The 17,254-nt window shown below is 40.9% G+C and carries 14 protein-coding genes; 1 reads left to right on the forward strand and 13 read right to left on the reverse strand.

What is annotated here, in order from left to right:
- Positions 1-239: 239 nt before the first annotated feature.
- Complete coding sequence (locus MWU78_RS17200; protein ID WP_246999998.1) at positions 240-824, forward strand: hypothetical protein; 585 nt, start codon at positions 240-242, stop codon at positions 822-824.
- A gap of 657 nt (positions 825-1,481) precedes the next feature.
- Here the strand turns inward: MWU78_RS17200 and argH are convergent.
- The 13 genes from argH to MWU78_RS17265 all read right to left on the reverse strand — a co-directional run bounded on the left by argH (position 1,482) and on the right by MWU78_RS17265 (position 17,254).
- Positions 1,482-2,762 carry an argininosuccinate lyase gene (argH, locus tag MWU78_RS17205; protein WP_247000001.1) on the reverse strand — a complete coding sequence of 427 codons (1,281 nt, stop codon included), beginning with the start codon at positions 2,760-2,762 and terminating at the stop codon, positions 1,482-1,484.
- A 174-nt stretch (positions 2,763-2,936) separates the two neighbouring features.
- The gene (locus tag MWU78_RS17210; protein ID WP_247000002.1) at positions 2,937-3,998 is read right to left on the reverse strand and encodes a M20 family metallo-hydrolase; all 1,062 of its coding nucleotides are present in this window, start codon (positions 3,996-3,998) and stop codon (positions 2,937-2,939) included.
- Between the two features lie 2 nt (positions 3,999-4,000).
- On the reverse strand, positions 4,001-4,780 hold the full coding sequence (gene argB, locus MWU78_RS17215; RefSeq protein WP_247000005.1) for an acetylglutamate kinase: 780 nt from the start codon (positions 4,778-4,780) through the stop codon (positions 4,001-4,003).
- Positions 4,781-6,040: 1,260 nt separating this feature from the next.
- Positions 6,041-6,985: an acetylornithine carbamoyltransferase gene (locus tag MWU78_RS17220; RefSeq protein WP_247000006.1), complete on the reverse strand. Its 945-nt coding sequence runs from the start codon at positions 6,983-6,985 to the stop codon at positions 6,041-6,043.
- 4 nt (positions 6,986-6,989) lie between these two features.
- Positions 6,990-7,751 carry a glutamate 5-kinase gene (gene proB / locus MWU78_RS17225; RefSeq protein WP_247000008.1) on the reverse strand — a complete coding sequence of 254 codons (762 nt, stop codon included), beginning with the start codon at positions 7,749-7,751 and terminating at the stop codon, positions 6,990-6,992.
- 35 nt (positions 7,752-7,786) lie between these two features.
- Positions 7,787-8,983 carry a glutamate-5-semialdehyde dehydrogenase gene (locus tag MWU78_RS17230; protein WP_247000010.1) on the reverse strand — a complete coding sequence of 399 codons (1,197 nt, stop codon included), beginning with the start codon at positions 8,981-8,983 and terminating at the stop codon, positions 7,787-7,789.
- Positions 8,980-10,107, reverse strand: coding sequence for an aspartate aminotransferase family protein (locus MWU78_RS17235; protein ID WP_247000013.1), 1,128 nt, complete (start codon positions 10,105-10,107; stop codon positions 8,980-8,982). The genes MWU78_RS17230 and MWU78_RS17235 overlap by 4 nt, the downstream gene beginning before the upstream one ends.
- 59 nt (positions 10,108-10,166) lie before the next feature.
- Complete coding sequence (gene proC / locus MWU78_RS17240; protein ID WP_247000015.1) at positions 10,167-10,961, reverse strand: pyrroline-5-carboxylate reductase; 795 nt, start codon at positions 10,959-10,961, stop codon at positions 10,167-10,169.
- 109 nt (positions 10,962-11,070) lie between these two features.
- Complete coding sequence (gene argC, locus MWU78_RS17245; RefSeq protein ID WP_247000016.1) at positions 11,071-12,045, reverse strand: N-acetyl-gamma-glutamyl-phosphate reductase; 975 nt, start codon at positions 12,043-12,045, stop codon at positions 11,071-11,073.
- Positions 12,038-13,228, reverse strand: coding sequence for an argininosuccinate synthase (gene argG, locus MWU78_RS17250; protein WP_247000018.1), 1,191 nt, complete (start codon positions 13,226-13,228; stop codon positions 12,038-12,040). The genes argC and argG overlap by 8 nt, the downstream gene beginning before the upstream one ends.
- A gap of 43 nt (positions 13,229-13,271) precedes the next feature.
- Positions 13,272-13,901, reverse strand: coding sequence for a GNAT family N-acetyltransferase (locus tag MWU78_RS17255; protein WP_247000020.1), 630 nt, complete (start codon positions 13,899-13,901; stop codon positions 13,272-13,274).
- A gap of 216 nt (positions 13,902-14,117) precedes the next feature.
- Positions 14,118-15,428, reverse strand: a complete 1,311-nt coding sequence (gene mptB / locus MWU78_RS17260; RefSeq protein WP_247000022.1) for a polyprenol phosphomannose-dependent alpha 1,6 mannosyltransferase MptB — start codon at positions 15,426-15,428, stop codon at positions 14,118-14,120.
- A gap of 341 nt (positions 15,429-15,769) precedes the next feature.
- Positions 15,770-17,254 (reverse strand): cellulose synthase family protein, encoded by a 1,485-nt coding sequence (locus tag MWU78_RS17265; protein WP_247000024.1) that lies wholly within the window; start codon positions 17,252-17,254, stop codon positions 15,770-15,772.

The raw sequence follows: 17,254 nt of genomic DNA on the forward strand, positions 1-17,254 counted from the left end.
CCGGATACGGAATTACAGGCCCTATCAATGAGGGTGCTACTTTTTTTTCATAACTTTAAATTTTATGATTAAACCTATCCTAAAGGTAGTGAACGGCAGGGTAACACTTGCTTGAAGCTACCTTTAGGTTTAGTTCAACATAGTATCCTATGAAAAATAGCGCAAGTCTTTGCTACCCCCCGCTGGCGCGAGCGTCGCGCTCGTGTCCTGTGCTAGCACACAATTAACCATATAAAATAATGAAACAAAAATTTATTTTTATTACGTTAACATTACTATTCACACATAGTGTTAATTCTCAGGTCAAGCAAAATGACTTTAATCTTTTTCAGGCCAAAGAATTTAGTAAAGACATTTCTTTATTCAAAGCGAAAACTTTTCTAACCCATAATGTTTTAGAAACCTCGGAAAAATCATTACAATTTGAAACAATTCCATTAGCAGCAGCTAGTTCAGGAGAATTAACAACCTTGTTATACAAATGTGAATCCCAAAATAAGGAAGGACTTATTCTAGGTTTTTTTGGAGATTATTGGAATGATTCGGGAGTTGCTTTTCAGGGTTATGGTTTTAAAAATTTAACAAAAGACCAAGCCTATGAATTTTTAACCAAAATTGAAACGGAAATTGAAAAAAATCAGGATTTTCTTAAAGATAATAATGACAACAATAATATCGTATTTGTATATGATGATTTGAAAGTAATGATTTGGACAACTTCTGGTAGCTATCTAATAAGAATTTATTGGAATGACTTTGATTCTACTTGGGAAAAGACCTCTTTCGAAAGATCAAAAAGAAGATTTGAGAAAAAAATTAATTAAAATCAATATGGTCTGGCGTGCATAGTCCTACCCCAGATCGCGTGAGCCTCCCCCGCTAGCGCGAGCGTCACGCTCGTGCTTTAGAATCAAGGTGCACAAAGCTCCTATGCTTGGGCTTACAATCCCTTCCGTCTTCTCCTCCTATGGTCGGAGAATCCACCTTCCCTTCCTAAGGGAAGGAGCTTTTACTCTCGTCGTCAAAAATTAACCGAATATCATTGCCGATTGCAGCAAGGAAATCTGTTTCTTTAAAACAGAGATTGCCTCATCCCCCGCTAACACGAGCATCATGCTCGTGCTTTAGAATCTAGGTGCACAAAGCCCCTAGGCTTGGGCTTGCAATCTCTTCCGTCTTCTCCTCCTATGGTCGGAGAATCCACCTTCCCTTTTACTTCGACTCCGCTCAGTACAGGCCTAAGGGAAGGTGCTTTTACTCTCGTCGTTAAAAATTAACTGAATATCATTGCGATTGCAGCAAGGAAATCAGTTTCTTTAAGACAGAGATTGCCTCATCCCCAGCTAGCGCGAGCGTCACGCTCGTGCTCAAGAATTTAGGTGCACAAAGCTCCTAGGCTTGGGCTTACAATCCCTTCCGTCTTATTTTCTGCATAAGTCAGTTGTCGAACTGTTTACTGCACACTGACCACTGTTTACTAATTAAGAAATCTTGTCCATTTTCTTTCTGATCTCTGCTAGGCAAAGATTGCCAAAACTGCCTTCATGGGTATGCCTTATGTCCCTTTTTGGGGTAAAGGTGCCTTCATTGATCTCCTTGCCCATTTTCTTATAGGCATCGCGGAAAGGCGTGCCGGTCAATACCAATTCGTTCAGTGTATCCACACTAAACAGATAGTCGTATTTAGGATCGTCCAAGATGTTTTCATTTACCCTTATTTCCTTTAGGCTAAAGGTCATTATTTCCAAACATGCCTTCAAATCCTGAATGGCAGGTACGATCACCTCTTTTACCAATTGTAGATCCCGGTGATAGCCACTGGGCAGATTATTGGTGATCAATATCAATTGGTTGGGTACGGTTTGAAGTCGGTTACACTTACCACGCACCAGTTCAAACACATCCGGGTTTTTCTTGTGGGGCATAATACTGGAACCAGTAGTAAGCTCATCAGGAAAGGAGACAAAATTGAAGTTCTGGCTCATATACAGACAGATATCCATAGCCATTTTAGATAGGGTGGCAGCAATGCTGCTCATACCAAAGGCTGCTGCCTTTTCTACCTTGCCACGGCCCATTTGGGCAGCTACTACATTGTATTTCATGGTCTCAAAGCCCATTTCCTCAGTGGTAAAACTACGGTCTATGGGGAAAGAACTGCCGTAACCGGCGGCACTACCCAAGGGATTTTGGTCGGCTACCTTATAGGCGGCATCAACAAAATAAAGGTCGTCTACCAAACTTTCGGCATAGGCGGAGAACCATAGTCCAAAGGAAGAGGGCATAGCTACCTGTAAATGGGTATAGCCAGGCAGCATAACTTTCTTGTGCTTGTCCGCCAAATTCAATAGCAGATGGAACAAATCCTTCGTCTGATCCTTGATTTCCGTTAACTCATTCTTTAGGTACAAATGCATGGCCACCAAAACTTGATCGTTCCTGGATCTGGCAGTGTGAATCTTTTTTCCCGCATCACCCAACCTAAGTGTCAGCAAGAACTCAATTTTGGAATGCATGTCCTCAAAACTGTCCTCTATGGTAAAAGTGCCGTTTTCTATAGTCTTGGCTATATTGTCCAGCTCATTTACCAGGGAATCGGTTTCCTTAAGGGTCAACAGCCCAATTTTACCCAGCATTTTGGCATGTGCCTTGGAGGCAATTACATCGTATTTTGCCAAAAGCAAATCCAGTTCCCTATCATTGCCCACAGTGAAATGGTCTATTTTTTTGTCCGTGCTAAATCCTTTGTCCCAAAGTTTCATTTGTCGTTTTTATTTGTTTTTTTTAAAGGTCAAATGTAGTTCGCCTTTAAACTCTCTATAAGATTAGGAAGTTCTTTTTGGCTCGGTTCATTTGATATTTTTTATTGTTTTTTTATAGGTCAAGTGCAATGAACAAATCAACATTGTTAATTGATCAATGCCTATTGTTTATTGTTACAAGAATCCTTGCAAGATCTGAATATACAAATCTATTCCTTCTTCTATTTCAGCCACATAAATAAATTCATCTGCAGAGTGACTACGGGTACTATCGCCAGGTCCCAGTTTTAGCGACTGACAATATAGGGCGGCCTGATCGGATAAAGTGGGCGAGCCGTAACTGCTCCTGCCCAATGCCAAGCCCGATTTTACCAAGGGGTGATCCTTGTTGATCGAAGAAGAATTTAGGCGCAACGAACGGGGTTTAACCTCGCACGGCGCATCCGCTGTGAGAATATCCGCAATTTCCTTATTGGAATAACAGTCGTTTACTCGCACGTCTATTACCAAATCCACATGACCGGGTACAACGTTATGCTGGTTGCCCGCATTTATCTGAGTTACTGTAAGCTTTACTTCGCCCAGTACTTCCGATACTTTGGGAAACTTATAGTCCTTAAACCACTGCAGTACCTCTATGGTATTGTATATGGCGTTATTGTTATTGGGATGGGCGGCATGGGATGGTGTTCCACTTACCTTGCCCTCAAAAACCACCAAACCTTTTTCGGCAATGGCCAAATTCATCAAGGTAGGTTCCCCTACTATAGCCACATCTATATTTGGAAGAATCAGCAACATACTGTTCAAGCCGTTGGGGCCAGAACTTTCCTCTTCCGCAGAAGCCACAATCACTATATTATGGCTTAGGTTTTCCTGATCATAAAAATGGGTAAAGGTAGCAATCAGGGATACCAGGCATCCGCCGGCATCGTTACTTCCTAAACCAAATAATTTTCCATCCTCAATATGTGGATAAAAAGGGTCTTTGGTATAAGCCGAATTGGGCTTTACCGTATCGTGATGCGAGTTTAGCAGTAATAATGGCTTGCTCTCATCATAGTGTTTATTAAAGGCGTACACATTGTTCTTCTCCCGTTTAAAAGGGATGTCGAAGGATTTAAACCATGCTTCAATTGCATCTGCCGTTTTATCTTCTTCGGAGGAAAACGACTGAATTGAAATCAATTCCTGTAACAATGCAATAGCCTTTTCCGTAAGTTTTTGTTGATCCATGTTTATAAGGTAATCGTGGTAAATAAGGTTGATTTTGGGTCTAACATATCCAAGTCCCCAATACAGACCTTGCCCACATTTTTATGAAGCGCATGAAAGCAATTCTCCAATTTTGGAAGCATGCCATCCGCTATAATTTTCTTTTCCAATAATTCCTGGTAGTTCTTAGGTTCCAGGTGTTTTACTACAGTGGTCTCGTCCGAAACATCCAACAACACCCCTTTCTTTTCAAAGCAATAGTAGAGAGTGGTGGCATAGTTCCCGCTCATCCCAATGGCCACTTCCGAGGCAATCGTATCGGCATTGGTATTCAGTAACTGCCCTTCTTTATTGTGGGTAATGGCGCAAAACACCGGAACAAATTCTGCTTGCAACAATTTGTCTATGGCCCCTGCATTTACTTCCTCTACATCCCCTGCAAACCCGTAATCAATTTCCCGTACCGGTCTTTTCACAGCGCGAATGGTATTTCCATCGGCCCCACTAAGACCAATTGCGTTGGTGCCTCTGGCCTGCAATTGTGCCACAATATTTTTATTGGCCAATCCGCCGTAGACCATGGTAATTACTTTTAATCCCTCTTCATCGGTAATACGTCTTCCTCCTACCAATTTGGATTCTATTCCCAATTTTTCAGCGATTTGGGTAGCTAATTTCCCTCCTCCGTGCACTAATATTTTAGGCCCTTCCATAGCAGAAAAAGAATCCAAGAACTTGTTGAGCTCCCTTTCATTCTCTATTACGTTCCCTCCTATTTTTATTATAGATAGTTTTTGTTTCATGTCTTTTTTTACTTTCCTCTTGGGTCAGTGCTTTATTCTGACCGGCTGTTTCAGTCCTTTCATTGAGGTCTCGACTCCGCCTGCCTACCTTCAGGCAGGCTCGACCTGACAGTATTACGTTATTGCGAGCTTGCCTACCGATAGGTAGGTGTAGCACGGCAATCTGTTTACTCTTTCAATTGATTCCTGTTCACTATGAACTAATTACTATTTACTGTACTCTTCTACTTCTCGATATTATTTTATTTTGTTACACTCCATAAAATCACCTGCCTACGTTTTCAATCCCTTCCGTCCTCTCCTCCTATCGTCGGAGAAGCCACCTTCCCTTGCCAAGGGAAGGAGCCGTGTTTGTATTTCAAAATTATATTTTATTACTCACATCAAATAGCTCTCCACTGTGCAAAGACTCCTAGCTTGGCATTACATAAAACCATTCGAGCACAACAACCAACCTTTGGTATCAATCCCTTCCGTCTTCTCCGCCTATGGTCGGAGAAGCCACCTTCCCTTACTAAGGGAAGGAGCCTTGTTTGTATTTCAAAATTATATTTTTTACTCAAACCAAATAGCTCTCCACTGTGCAAAGACTCCTAGCTTGGCACTACATAAAACCATTCGAGCTCAACAACCAACCTTTGGTTTCAATCCCTTCCGTCTTCTCCGCCTATGGTCGGAGAAGCCACCTTCCCTTTTACTTCGACTACGCTCAGTACAGGCCTAAGGGAAGGAGCCTTGTTTGTATTTCAAAATTATATTTATTACTCAAACCAAATAGCTCTCCACCGTGCAAAGACTCCTAGCTTGGCACTACATAAAACCATTCGAGCTCAACAACCAACCTTTGGTTTCAATCCCTTCCGTCTTCTCCGCCTATGGTCGGAGAAGCCACCTTGTCCTCCCGCGGAAAACGCGGGACAGGCTTAACCAAGGGAAGGAGCCATGATTGTATTTCAAAATCATATTTTTATACTCAAACCAAATAGCTCTCTACTGTGCAAAGACTCCTAGCTTGGCACTACATAAAACCATTCGAGCTCAACAACCAACCTTTGGTTTCAATCCCTTCCGTCTTCTCCTCTCAACTTTCAACCTTGAACATTAAATTCAAGACCCTAGGAGGTCTCGACTGCGCCTGCCTACCGTCAGCCAGGCTCGACCTGACAGTATTACGTCATTGGTCGATTGCCACTGTTCACTACCAACTATTTACTCATTACTAACAACTGTTCACTGTTTACTGTTCACTGACAACCGTGCCTAAGCACCCAGACTCTCCAGCAACTTCTTCAACACAATTTGTGCGGAATAGGTCCTGTTATTGGCCTGTTGGATCACCAAGGAATTGGGCCCGTCAAGAACCTCATCGGCTACCACAACATTTCGCCTTACCGGCAAACAGTGCATAAATTTGGCATTGCCCAACTTATTATTGGTCATGGTCCATTCCTTGTCTTGGCTAAGCACCTTACCATAATCCTGGTAGCTGCTCCAGTTTTTTACGTATACAAAATCGGCATCTTCCAAAGCCTTATCCTGATCGTATTCTATTTTGGCACCCTTGGTCACCTCCGGATTTAAATCGTATCCTTTGGGATGGGTAATAACAAAATCCGCATCCTGCAAATGCATCATTTCCACAAAGGAATTGGCCACGGCATGTGGCAATGCCTTTGGATGTGGCGCCCATGACAAGACTACTTTTGGCCTTTTCTTGGTATTGTTCTCCGCTAGGGTAATGGCATCTGCCAAAGCCTGTAACGGATGGCCCACGGAACTTTCCATATTTACTACCGGAATACCGGCATATTTTTTAAAACCGTTCATGACCACTTCCGCCTCGTCCTGTTCCTTATCTGTCAAAGAGGCAAAGGCCCTTATGGCTACTATATCACAATACTGGGCTACTACCTGAGCTGCTTCCTTAATGTGTTCAGAGGTACCTTGGTCCATTACGGTACCGTCTCCGTACTCCAAAGCCCATCCTTCGCTTCCAAAGTTCATTACAATTACTTCCATACCCAGGTTCATGGCCGCTTTTTGCGTGCTTAAGCGTGTTCTAAGGCTGTTATTGAAAAATAACAAACATATGGTCTTCGCCTCTCCCAAGGCTTTGAATTGAAGCGGATTCGCCTTTAATGATCTAGCTTCTTCCACCCACTGCGGTAGGGAATCGATATCTTTTAAGGATAAATAGTGTTGCATTTCTTTATTTTATGGTTGTAAAAGCGGTTTTGTTCTCTATCGCATCTATGATAAAATTGTCCTTTAGGCCATTTACGATCCAGGTTTCTATATTTGCTTTTCTGGCGATATTGGCGGCCTCAATTTTGGATTCCATTCCTCCTGTACCATGGGAGGATTTAGAACTACTGACCTCATTTTGCAAATCGGCCAGATCGCTTGCCAAACGAATGGTTTCTGGAACCTTGTTGGCAAATGACTCCTTGGTGTAAATACCATCGGTGTTGGTCGCTATGATCAACAGATCCACCTTCATCAAAGCAGCTGTCAACGCAGCTAATTTATCGTTGTCCCCAAATTGGATCTCATCGGTGGCTACAGTATCGTTCTCGTTGATTATCGGGATAAAGTTATTCGCCACCAAGACGTTGATGGTATTGCAGATATTTTCTTTGGATACTTCCCTTTCAAAATCGGAATAGGACAAAAGACATTGGGAGGTAAACAATCCCAATTCCCTAAAATTTTCTTGGAAAATACGCATTAAATGAGGCTGGCCTATAGAGGCCAAGGCCTGCTTAACAGTAATCTCCTGCCCGTTGTGTTCCAGTTTTACAAACTGCTTGGCGGCGGCTATGGCTCCGGAACTTACAATGATGAATTCGTACTGATCCTTAAGTTTAGCTATCTGCCTACCAATATCCTCAATTTTTCCTCTGGAAATATGGTCCGTTTCCTTGGTGAGGGTATTGGATCCTATTTTTAATAATATTCTTTTCTTCTGCATGCTCTTTTTTTTAGACCTATTGTTAGGTCTGGGTACTACCTTATTTGACCATCACCTTTTACATACCATTTGTTGGTCACCAAATGTTGCAGTCCTATGGGACCCCTTTGGTGTAATTTATCCGTACTTATGGCCAGTTCCCCGCCCAGTCCAAATTGTCCTCCATCCGTAAATCGTGTGGATACATTATGGTATACTGCCGCAGAATCCACAGAATTCATAAATAGGTTGGCCTCTTGCTCCTCTTCAGTAACGATTACCGCTGAATGGCCACCGCCATAAGTATTTATCTTTTCAACGGCTTCCTCTGTGTTTCCCACTTCCCCGATAAGGATTTTATAATCCAAAAACTCTTCAAACCAGGTGTTGTCTTCCGTTATCACTGAGGTATCTGCTGTTCCGATTAGACTGTTATCGACCAAAATCTCCACTTTCTTCGCTTTTAATTCAGCTATCAAATCCTTTATAAAGGCTGCTTTGTTGGGCAATTTACTATCTATCAACACCTTATCCAAGGCATTACAGGCCGATATTTTTGTGGTTTTGGCATTCAGGATAATACTCAATGCTTTCTTTAGGTCTGCCTTGGGATGTACATAAAGAAAGTTATTTCCCCTTCCACTTACGATTACAGGACAGGTAGCGTGTTTTTTGGTAAAGGCGATCAGTTTTTCCCCTCCCCTAGGCACAATAAGATCCAGCTTTTGAGTGGGCTTTTCCAAAAAGGCCTGGGTCTGTTCCCTATTGAATTCCAAATAAGTGACCCAATCTTTGGAAATGCCATGTTGCTCCAAGGATTTATGCCAAAAATTTACAAGGACCAAATTGCTTTGAAGCGATTCCTTTCCGCCTTTCAATAAAATTTTATTCCCAGATTTAAAGGCAATTGCCGCAGCTTCTATGGTAACATCGGGTCTGGATTCATATATGATCAAGACCGTACCAAAAGGCGCCGTTTTGTTACTTACATGCATCCCATTTTCATGGGTAAAGTTAAAGCGTTCCAAGCCCAAGGGGTCTTCCTGACTGGCCAACTGCTCTAAGGATAAGATCATACCTTCAATTTTGGCATCATCTACCTTTAGTCGGTCGTACATGGCCAAATCATCGCCCTTATAAGCCTCCAGGTCTTTTTTATTGACCTCCAGAATGCTACTTCTCTCCTCATCGATCAGCTGCGCCATAGTTTTAAGCACCGCATTCCTTTGGGATATGTCTAAATATAAACTCATGCCAATTCCTTTTTTAGGGCATCAAAAAATTGATCCAAATTTTCTTTGGTAATATTCAATGCCGGTAATATCCGCAATACATGTTTGTCACTGGCACCACCGGTGAACATATGTTGGTTATGGATGAGTTTCTTTCTCAATTCAGCCACTTCAAAATCAAATTCCAGCCCTAACATAAGCCCCATTCCCTTTACTCTTTTTACCTGTGGGATGTTAGCGGCCTTTGTTTTGAAATATTCGAAAAGCTCGGCGGCATTTTCCAATAAATTTTCTTTCTCGATTACTTCCAATACCGCCAATCCTGCTGCACAGGCCAAATGATTGCCTCCAAAAGTGGTTCCCAACATTCCGTAGGAAGCCTTAATACTTTCATGGATCAGGACCCCACCAATAGGAAATCCGTTACCCATTCCTTTGGCCACAGTAATAATGTCCGGTTGAATACCATAATGCTGGAAGGCAAAGAACTTACCGCTTCTGCCATAACCACATTGCACCTCGTCCGCAATGAGCAAAGCACCATTTTCCTTACATAGTGCTGCTATATTTTGATAAAATTCCTGTGAAGGTTGGTCCAGACCACCTACCCCTTGAATGGTCTCTATGATTACACTACACACATCACCCTTGGAAATTTCGCTTTTTAAAGCAGCCAAATCCTCGAAGGGAAGTATGGTTACCTTTTGTTGCTTGTTTATAGGTGCGTTTATCTTTTCATTATCGGTAGCGGCAACAGCGGCAGAAGTTCTTCCGTGAAATCCGTGCTTAAAGGCGATTACCCTAGATTTACCAGTTTGGAACGATGCCAGTTTTAAGGCATTTTCGTTGGCCTCTGCCCCTGAATTGCACAGAAACAGATTGTAATCCTCACAACCCGAAAGTTTACCCAATTTTTGGGCCAGGGCTTCTTGAATGGGGTTCTGGACGGCATTGCTATAAAAACCGATCTTATCCAGTTGGTTTTTTAGTCGATCCATGTAATGTGGATGGGAATGACCAATGGAAATTACAGCATGTCCACCGTAGAAATCCATATAATCCTGTCCTTTTTCATCGGTCACCACAATTCCTTTAGCTGAAACGGGAGTCACGTCGTATAATGGGTATACATCAAATAATTCCATCTTCTATCTTATATTTTGAACCTCTCTTGCGCTATTACCCTCTTGGTTTAATAGCGAGGTTATCCTTTTTTAATCTCGTTTATCTTGTCAAATGAGGCCACTATACCTCTGATCAGGGAGGAGCTTAGTCCTTGGTGTTCCATTTCGTTCAATCCGGAAATGGTACATCCCCTCGGGGTGGTAACCTTGTCTATTTCATTTTCTGGGTGACTGTCAGATTCTATAAGAAGACTGGCGGCCCCATTGCAGGTATGCATGGCCAATTCCTGTGCTTCCTTGGCATCGAATCCCAATTGAATGGCCCCTTGTGTGGTGGCTCTTATCAATCGCATCCAAAACGCAATTCCACTGGCACAAATTACGGTAGCGGCCTGCATTTGGTCTTCCGGAATTTGCATGGAATGCCCCATACGGTTAAAGATGGCCTTGGCCAAGTCTACCCTTTTGGCCCCCTTTTCATTGCTGCAGATACAGGTCATGGATTTCCCTACAGAAATAGCGGTATTGGGCATGGCACGAATAATATAGTGATCAGGACCAATAACTTCTTCCATTCGGGCAATACTAAAGCCGGTAATGGTGGAAATAATAACATGTTTGTCCGTAAGAATGTCCTTAACCTCGCCCAATATCTTTACAAATTGGTTGGGCTGAACGGCAAATATCAGAATGTCCGATTTGGAAACTGCTTCCCTGTTATCCGTGGTAGTGGTTACAATTCCAAATTTCTCAATTTCCTTAAGATCACTAAGATTTCTCTTGGTAAGGACCATTGATGTGGCCCCATTGGTGTTCAAAATGCCTTTTGCTATGGACAACCCTAAATTACCTGTTCCAATTATGGCTATTTTCATTCCTTATTAATTATTAGTCACCTTCCCAAAACCGTGGGAAACTGTTGATTGGTTTTGTTGTTTGTTGGTCGGTTTTAATATTGCCATTAACCCTCAAGGGACAACAATACTAAAATACACCCGCTTTTAATTGCAAGCCTTCCGTTTCCTTAAATCCGAAGGCCAAATTCATATTTTGTACCGCCTGCCCTGAAGCCCCTTTCAATAAATTATCTATGGCAGAGGTGATCAGCAGGGTATTGTTGTGCTTATGCAAATGAATATGGCATTGGTTGGTATTTACCACCTGCTTTAGGTTGATGTCTTCTTCGGTTACCTGAGTAAAGACCGCATCCTTATAAAACTCGTTGTATAGTTCATAGGCCTCTTCCAAACTTCCCTCAAAATCGGTATAGGCCGTGGCCAAAATCCCACGGGTAAAATTACCCCTATTGGGAAGGAAAAATAGATCCCCGGTATTTTCTTGAAGACTGTGCAAACTTTCATTGATCTCCCCAAGGTGCTGGTGCGTAAAAGGCTTATACCAGGACACATTGTTGTTCCTCCAACTAAAATGCGAGGTCGATGAAAGGCTTACTCCAGCTCCGGTACTTCCGGTAACAGCATTGATATGCACCGGTTTATCCAATTTATTGGCCTTTGCCAATGGCAATAGTCCCAACTGAATAGCCGTAGCAAAACAACCAGGGTTAGCAATATATTTCGCCTTTTTTATTTCTTCCTTTTTTAGTTCGGGCAAGCCGTAGACAAAAGCTTTTCCGTCCAGAACGGCATCGGCCTCCAGCCTAAAGTCATTACTTAAATCTATAATCTTGGTGTCTTTGGAAAACTCGTTCTCCTTTAAAAAACTAGTGGAGTTCCCATGCCCAAGACAAAGAAATACCACATCTACATCCTTGTTGACCTCTCCAGTAAATGCCAGATCGGTAACCCCCAATAGGTCCGGATGGGCAGTGGTAACCTTTTTACCCGCCCTAGTGGTACTAAAAACAAAATCTATGGTTGCATTGGGGTGGTTCAGAAGAATTCTGATGAGTTCCCCACCAGTATACCCCGAACCACCAATAATACCTACTTTAATCATTATTCTGATTTACGTGGTTATATATTTTTCCCGAATTGGAAAGTATTTTAATAAATCCTTTTGCATCATCTGCAGTCCACCCCTTGTTCATCTCACCATAACTACCAAAAGAGGCGTTCATTAAATCGTGCGAAGAGGATATCCCCTCCAATTCAAAGCGATAAGGGTGCAGACTTACAAAGACATCACCACTAACGTTCTTTTGGGTATCGGTCAAGAATGCCTCTATATTGCGCATTACCTCATCCAAATAATTTCCTTCGTGCAACAACATTCCATAGAAATTACCTTGTTGTTCCTTCTGGTACTGCTGCCATTTGGTAAGGGTGTGTTTTTCCAATAAGTGATGGGCCTTGATAATGATCAAGGAAGCAGGAGCTTCAAATCCTACCCTACCTTTTATCCCAATAATGGTATCCCCAACGTGAATATCCCTGCCAATAGCATATTTGGAAGCAATAGCCTCCAACTTTACGATATTGTTCACAGGTGTATCGTTTTCCCCGTCCAACCCAATTAATTCACCCTTATGAAAAGTAAGTTTCAATTGTGTGGGTTCTGTTTCTTGAAGTTGGCTCGGATAGGCAGATTCCGGCAAGGACTTATGTGAGGTAAGTGTTTCCTCTCCTCCTACCGAGGTTCCCCATAGGCCTCTGTTAATAGAGTATTTTGCTTTCTCCCAAGGATAGTCTACTCCGTTGTTCTTTAAATAGTCAATTTCTACCTCCCTGGCCAATTTATTATCGCGTATGGGGGTAATAATTTCAATTTCTGGAGCGATGATCTGAAAAATCATATCAAACCGAACCTGATCGTTCCCAGCCCCAGTACTACCGTGGGCAATATATTTGGCGCCGACTTTTTTGGCGTAGTTTACAATTTCAATAGCCTGAACAATTCGTTCTGCACTTACAGATAAAGGATAGGTATTGTTCTTTAGTACGTTCCCGAAAATTAAATACTTTACAACCTTTTCATAGAAGGTTTCTACTGCATCTATAGAAGTGTAGGAAGTGGCCCCCAACTCCAAGGCCTTTTTATGGATGCTATCTATTTCTTCCTTAGAAAACCCACCTGTGTTTACACTTACGGCATGTACTTCAAAACCTTGATCCTTTGACAAATACTTGGCGCAATAGGAAGTATCCAATCCACCACTATATGCTAAAACTAATTTCTTCATGCTAAACTTATCTTATTATTATATTCATAGTAGTATTGAGCCACTACTTTGTTTTCTTGTTCAGGAACAAACTTTCCTTTATACTTTTTAATCTTTGAAAGGCCTTGGAATTCAATTTCTCCTTGGGCTCCGATTTGGCTTCCTTTGCTTTGGTTTCGGGGTCATACAACATTCCGGTACAAAGACACATTTTTTGTTCCGTCCTAGTAAGGATATCGAAATTTTTACACGTCTGACAACCTTTCCAAAACTCCGGATCCGTAGTCAGTTCAGAAAATGTAACCGGTTTATAGCCTAGTTCATAGTTCATTTTCATTACTGCCAAACCAGTCGTAATCCCGAATATTTTGGCATTGGGAAACTTACTCCTGGAAAGGGCAAAAATCTCCTTTTTTATTTGCTTGGCCAAACCTTGATTTCTGTAATCAGGATGAACTATAAGCCCAGAATTGGCCACGAACTTCTCATGTCCCCAAACTTCAATATAACAGAAACCTGCAAATTTATCACCATCCAAGGCGATAATGGCATTGCCATTGTGCAATCTCTTTTGAATGTATTCAGGGGTACGCTTAGCAATCCCTGTGCCGCGTACTTTGGCCGACTCTGCAATAGTTTCGCAGATAACTTCGGCATATTTAAAATGGGAATCGTTAGCAATAACAATCTTCATTGAATGTTGCTTTTAAATTAAAATTATGATTTGTTTTTTTTGAGAGGGAAATGGACTCACCTATTTCCATAAAAGAAGTGCACCCTTACGGGCGACGACGTGTAGGCGTAAATGAATAAGCAAGGCTAGACGCCCTGTTAAAATCAAATATGTACGCGGTGTTACTCATTATACCATCAAAAGTACAAATAAAAATGAATTGGCGTAATTAATACATTAATTTTTATGAAAAAGTAGTTTTTTGTTATATAATCTCAATATTTCATAGATCATAAAACCATACACTGCAATATATTCAATGGACAACAACCAATAACTCTCTTTAAACCCCTCATTGGAATAGGCCCAGTAGCTTAATATAATACTAAAGGACCATACAATTGGAAACCTAAACTCGGTGAATAGGCATAAAACAACTAGAAAAATAATATACCAAGGGTGCACAGTGGCCGACAAAAAATAATACAGCGTTAAGACCCAAAGCATAGAGGTCATCAAGCTTGATATTTTTTTATTGTCACGAACAAACGTAAACAGGGCAACCACAGCGATGACGATGATGGGTGTTATTTTTCCATAATCCTTAATAAGCTCCCATGGCTTTGCATCAAAATTTACAGCCACCTTTTTAATTACATTGTACAGTCCGGCATTAAATTCAAAATTGGAGAACCATAGTCCTACCGTCTGTATATAATTATCTGCAAATTCAGGGGAATAAAAAGGGAGTACCAAAAGGACGGACGTAATAGCAACAACCCCATAGAACAGTAAGCTCTTCTTGATTCCGAAATATTTCAGGAATAAGGGCAGAAATAGTAGTGGCACCAGTTTTATAGAAATAGAAAGTGCATATACAATAGCTGCCAACAGCCATTTTTTAGTAAATAACAAATAAATAGACCATATAAAAAAGAACAACATTACTCCTTCAAAATGAAGGTTGCCTGTCAGTTCCAAAATCACCATAGGATTTAAGAAATACCAAAAAATTAGATGCGTGGATTTATTGAGCTTTTGCAACAACTTACGACCGAAATACAGAATTCCCAAATCGGACAGAATTATAATGGTCCGCATCACCAATACGCTCCCTACTATGCTCTTCGCCGACAACCAAGTGGAGATGGCAAAAATAAATTGGTTAAATGGTGGATAATTGCTATAATTTGAGGCACTCAGACTTCCCATACCACTTACCAATTCCCCAGCATTGTTCATCATTTGGCCACCTCCAATAATCAAATCTTTGGGAATGTGCAAATAGGGGTTTATGCCATTGTTGATCAATTGGCCATCCCAAATGAATCTATAAAAATCCTGGGAGAGGTTGGGTTCGGCAAAAAGTAGCGTCAATCGGAAAATTGTTCCGGAAATGGCCAAAAATTTAAAATTCCATTTCTCAAACTGGATTAGCTTGTAGCACAAAAAAAACAGGCCCAAATAAAGGCATAACAATTTTATAAAATCGGCGCGGTCCAAATCGTACCCAAAAGCCAAATAAAATAGAAGGCTAAAAAGCACCATTAACATTGGAATTTTATGAAGTTTCCAATAAGAAACGGTCCTTTGGATCATATTAGTTTGGTGGTCTTTGGGCATTCTATCAATTAAGAAATCCCCCAAATTTAAATGAAATTATCAAATAACAGCACGTCTAATTTTGATTTTGGCAATGAAACTATAGTCTTTTTAAAATTTCCCGCGTAAGCACCTCTTTAGAACACTAGGTTGCTATACACCAAAGAGAGTTCAACACATTTTTAACCACAGGTTTAAAGGAATAAAATTGGTTGGTGCTCTTAGAATTAAAAAAGCCCCATTCCTTTAAGGGAACAGGGCTTGTGATAACAATATTTTAATTCTATTTAGGCCCTTGCCAAAAGGGATTTAAAAAAGACATAACCGAATCCTAAAAACAGCATAAAATGAAAAGGGAAAAGTCCAAAATCGTTTAAAGGAATGGCGCTGTACATTCCAAATAGGAAGTAGAGCATTAAGGCCGCTTCCAAGATCATGTTGGGAGAAAGTTTTGTAGTCAAGTATTTATTTCCTTTCCAACTATCCTTTATATTGTTCAAATTAAATTTTGGTGTCCTAACAAACTCACTTCTTTTACCCATATGGCCCTCCAAAACTGCAATGGAATTATGCAAAGAAAATCCAAGTGCCACCGAGAAAAAAGTAAAGAAGATTTTTATATAGTCCACAAAATTATCAAAACTGCTTCCCTGTATACTCTTATAGGTAAACCAATAGCAAACGAAAAGTATAATGGTACTAAGGATAAAGAATTTAGTAGCTTCAAAAATCCATCCTAAATGGTCAAAAGTATTTTTTATATACATCATTGGTATACTCAAAAGGGCCACCAAAAACACACAAAGGAACATGGAGCTATTTAACAAGTGCATAACGCCATGAAACTTGGTCTTGAACGAAATATTCTTGGAAGTAACCACACTTAAAACGGTTTTTCTAAAGTTTTCAGCCCCGCCCTTATTCCAACGAAACTGTTGTGAACGAGCAGCACTAATTACTACGGGAAGTTCTGCTGGAGTTTCTACATCCTCCAAATACTTGAATTTCCAGTTTTTTAATTGTGCACGGTAACTAAGATCCAAGTCCTCTGTCAAGGTATCACCTTCCCAGTTTCCTGCATCCAAGATACATTCCTTTCTCCAAATACCAGCGGTACCATTGAAGTTTATAAAATGTCCTTTGGCATTACGTCCTACTTGTTCCAAAGTAAAGTGGGCGTCCAAGGCAAACGCCTGAATACGGGTCAAAGTAGAATATTCTCTATTGATATGCCCCCATCTTGTTTGAACGACACCAATTTCCTCATCTTTAAAGTATATAACAGTTTTCTTTAACCAATCACTGGATGGCAAGAAATCTGCATCAAATATGGCTATAAACTCTCCTTTGGCCAAAACCAGGCCCTCTTTTAGAGCTCCTGCCTTAAACCCTTGTCTATTGCTCCTTCTTATATGTTTAATATCCAGACCTGTCTCTTGAAGCGCTTGTATACGCTTTGCTGTATCCAATACGGAATCGTCCGTGGAATCATCCAAAACCTGAATTTCCAACTTACTTTTTGGATATTCTATTTTCGAGATATTCTCCAACAAACGCTCCACTACATACTCTTCATTATAAATAGGAAGTTGTATGGTAACGAAAGGTATTTCTTTTGGATCTAGTAAATTGTATTTCGGAGCTACCTGATTTCTCCTTTTATAGCCCAAATAGTTGACCAGTAAATTAAGCTGGGCCAAGCTATAAAAGAATATTAATAGTAAAGAAATACTGTAAATGGCAATGATAAAGTAAGTAATTGTTAGTCCCAT

The organism is Arenibacter sp. F26102 (genome assembly GCF_023015865.1).
Classification (GTDB): domain Bacteria; phylum Bacteroidota; class Bacteroidia; order Flavobacteriales; family Flavobacteriaceae; genus Arenibacter.

Coding starts and splice junctions, on each gene's coding strand:
- MWU78_RS17230 (WP_247000010.1), bottom strand. CDS start 8,983: ATGAGTTTATATTTAGACATATCCCAAAGGAATGCGGTGCTTAAAACT.
- MWU78_RS17220 (WP_247000006.1), bottom strand. CDS start 6,985: ATGCAACACTATTTATCCTTAAAAGATATCGATTCCCTACCGCAGTGG.
- argG (WP_247000018.1), bottom strand. CDS start 13,228: ATGAAGAAATTAGTTTTAGCATATAGTGGTGGATTGGATACTTCCTAT.
- MWU78_RS17210 (WP_247000002.1), bottom strand. CDS start 3,998: ATGGATCAACAAAAACTTACGGAAAAGGCTATTGCATTGTTACAGGAA.
- proB (WP_247000008.1), bottom strand. CDS start 7,751: ATGCAGAAGAAAAGAATATTATTAAAAATAGGATCCAATACCCTCACC.
- MWU78_RS17235 (WP_247000013.1), bottom strand. CDS start 10,107: ATGGAATTATTTGATGTATACCCATTATACGACGTGACTCCCGTTTCA.
- MWU78_RS17200 (WP_246999998.1), top strand. CDS start 240: ATGAAACAAAAATTTATTTTTATTACGTTAACATTACTATTCACACAT.
- proC (WP_247000015.1), bottom strand. CDS start 10,961: ATGAAAATAGCCATAATTGGAACAGGTAATTTAGGGTTGTCCATAGCA.
- MWU78_RS17265 (WP_247000024.1), bottom strand. CDS start 17,254: ATGGGACTAACAATTACTTACTTTATCATTGCCATTTACAGTATTTCT.
- mptB (WP_247000022.1), bottom strand. CDS start 15,428: ATGGTGCTTTTTAGCCTTCTATTTTATTTGGCTTTTGGGTACGATTTG.
- argC (WP_247000016.1), bottom strand. CDS start 12,045: ATGATTAAAGTAGGTATTATTGGTGGTTCGGGGTATACTGGTGGGGAA.
- argH (WP_247000001.1), bottom strand. CDS start 2,762: ATGAAACTTTGGGACAAAGGATTTAGCACGGACAAAAAAATAGACCAT.
- MWU78_RS17255 (WP_247000020.1), bottom strand. CDS start 13,901: ATGAAGATTGTTATTGCTAACGATTCCCATTTTAAATATGCCGAAGTT.
- argB (WP_247000005.1), bottom strand. CDS start 4,780: ATGAAACAAAAACTATCTATAATAAAAATAGGAGGGAACGTAATAGAG.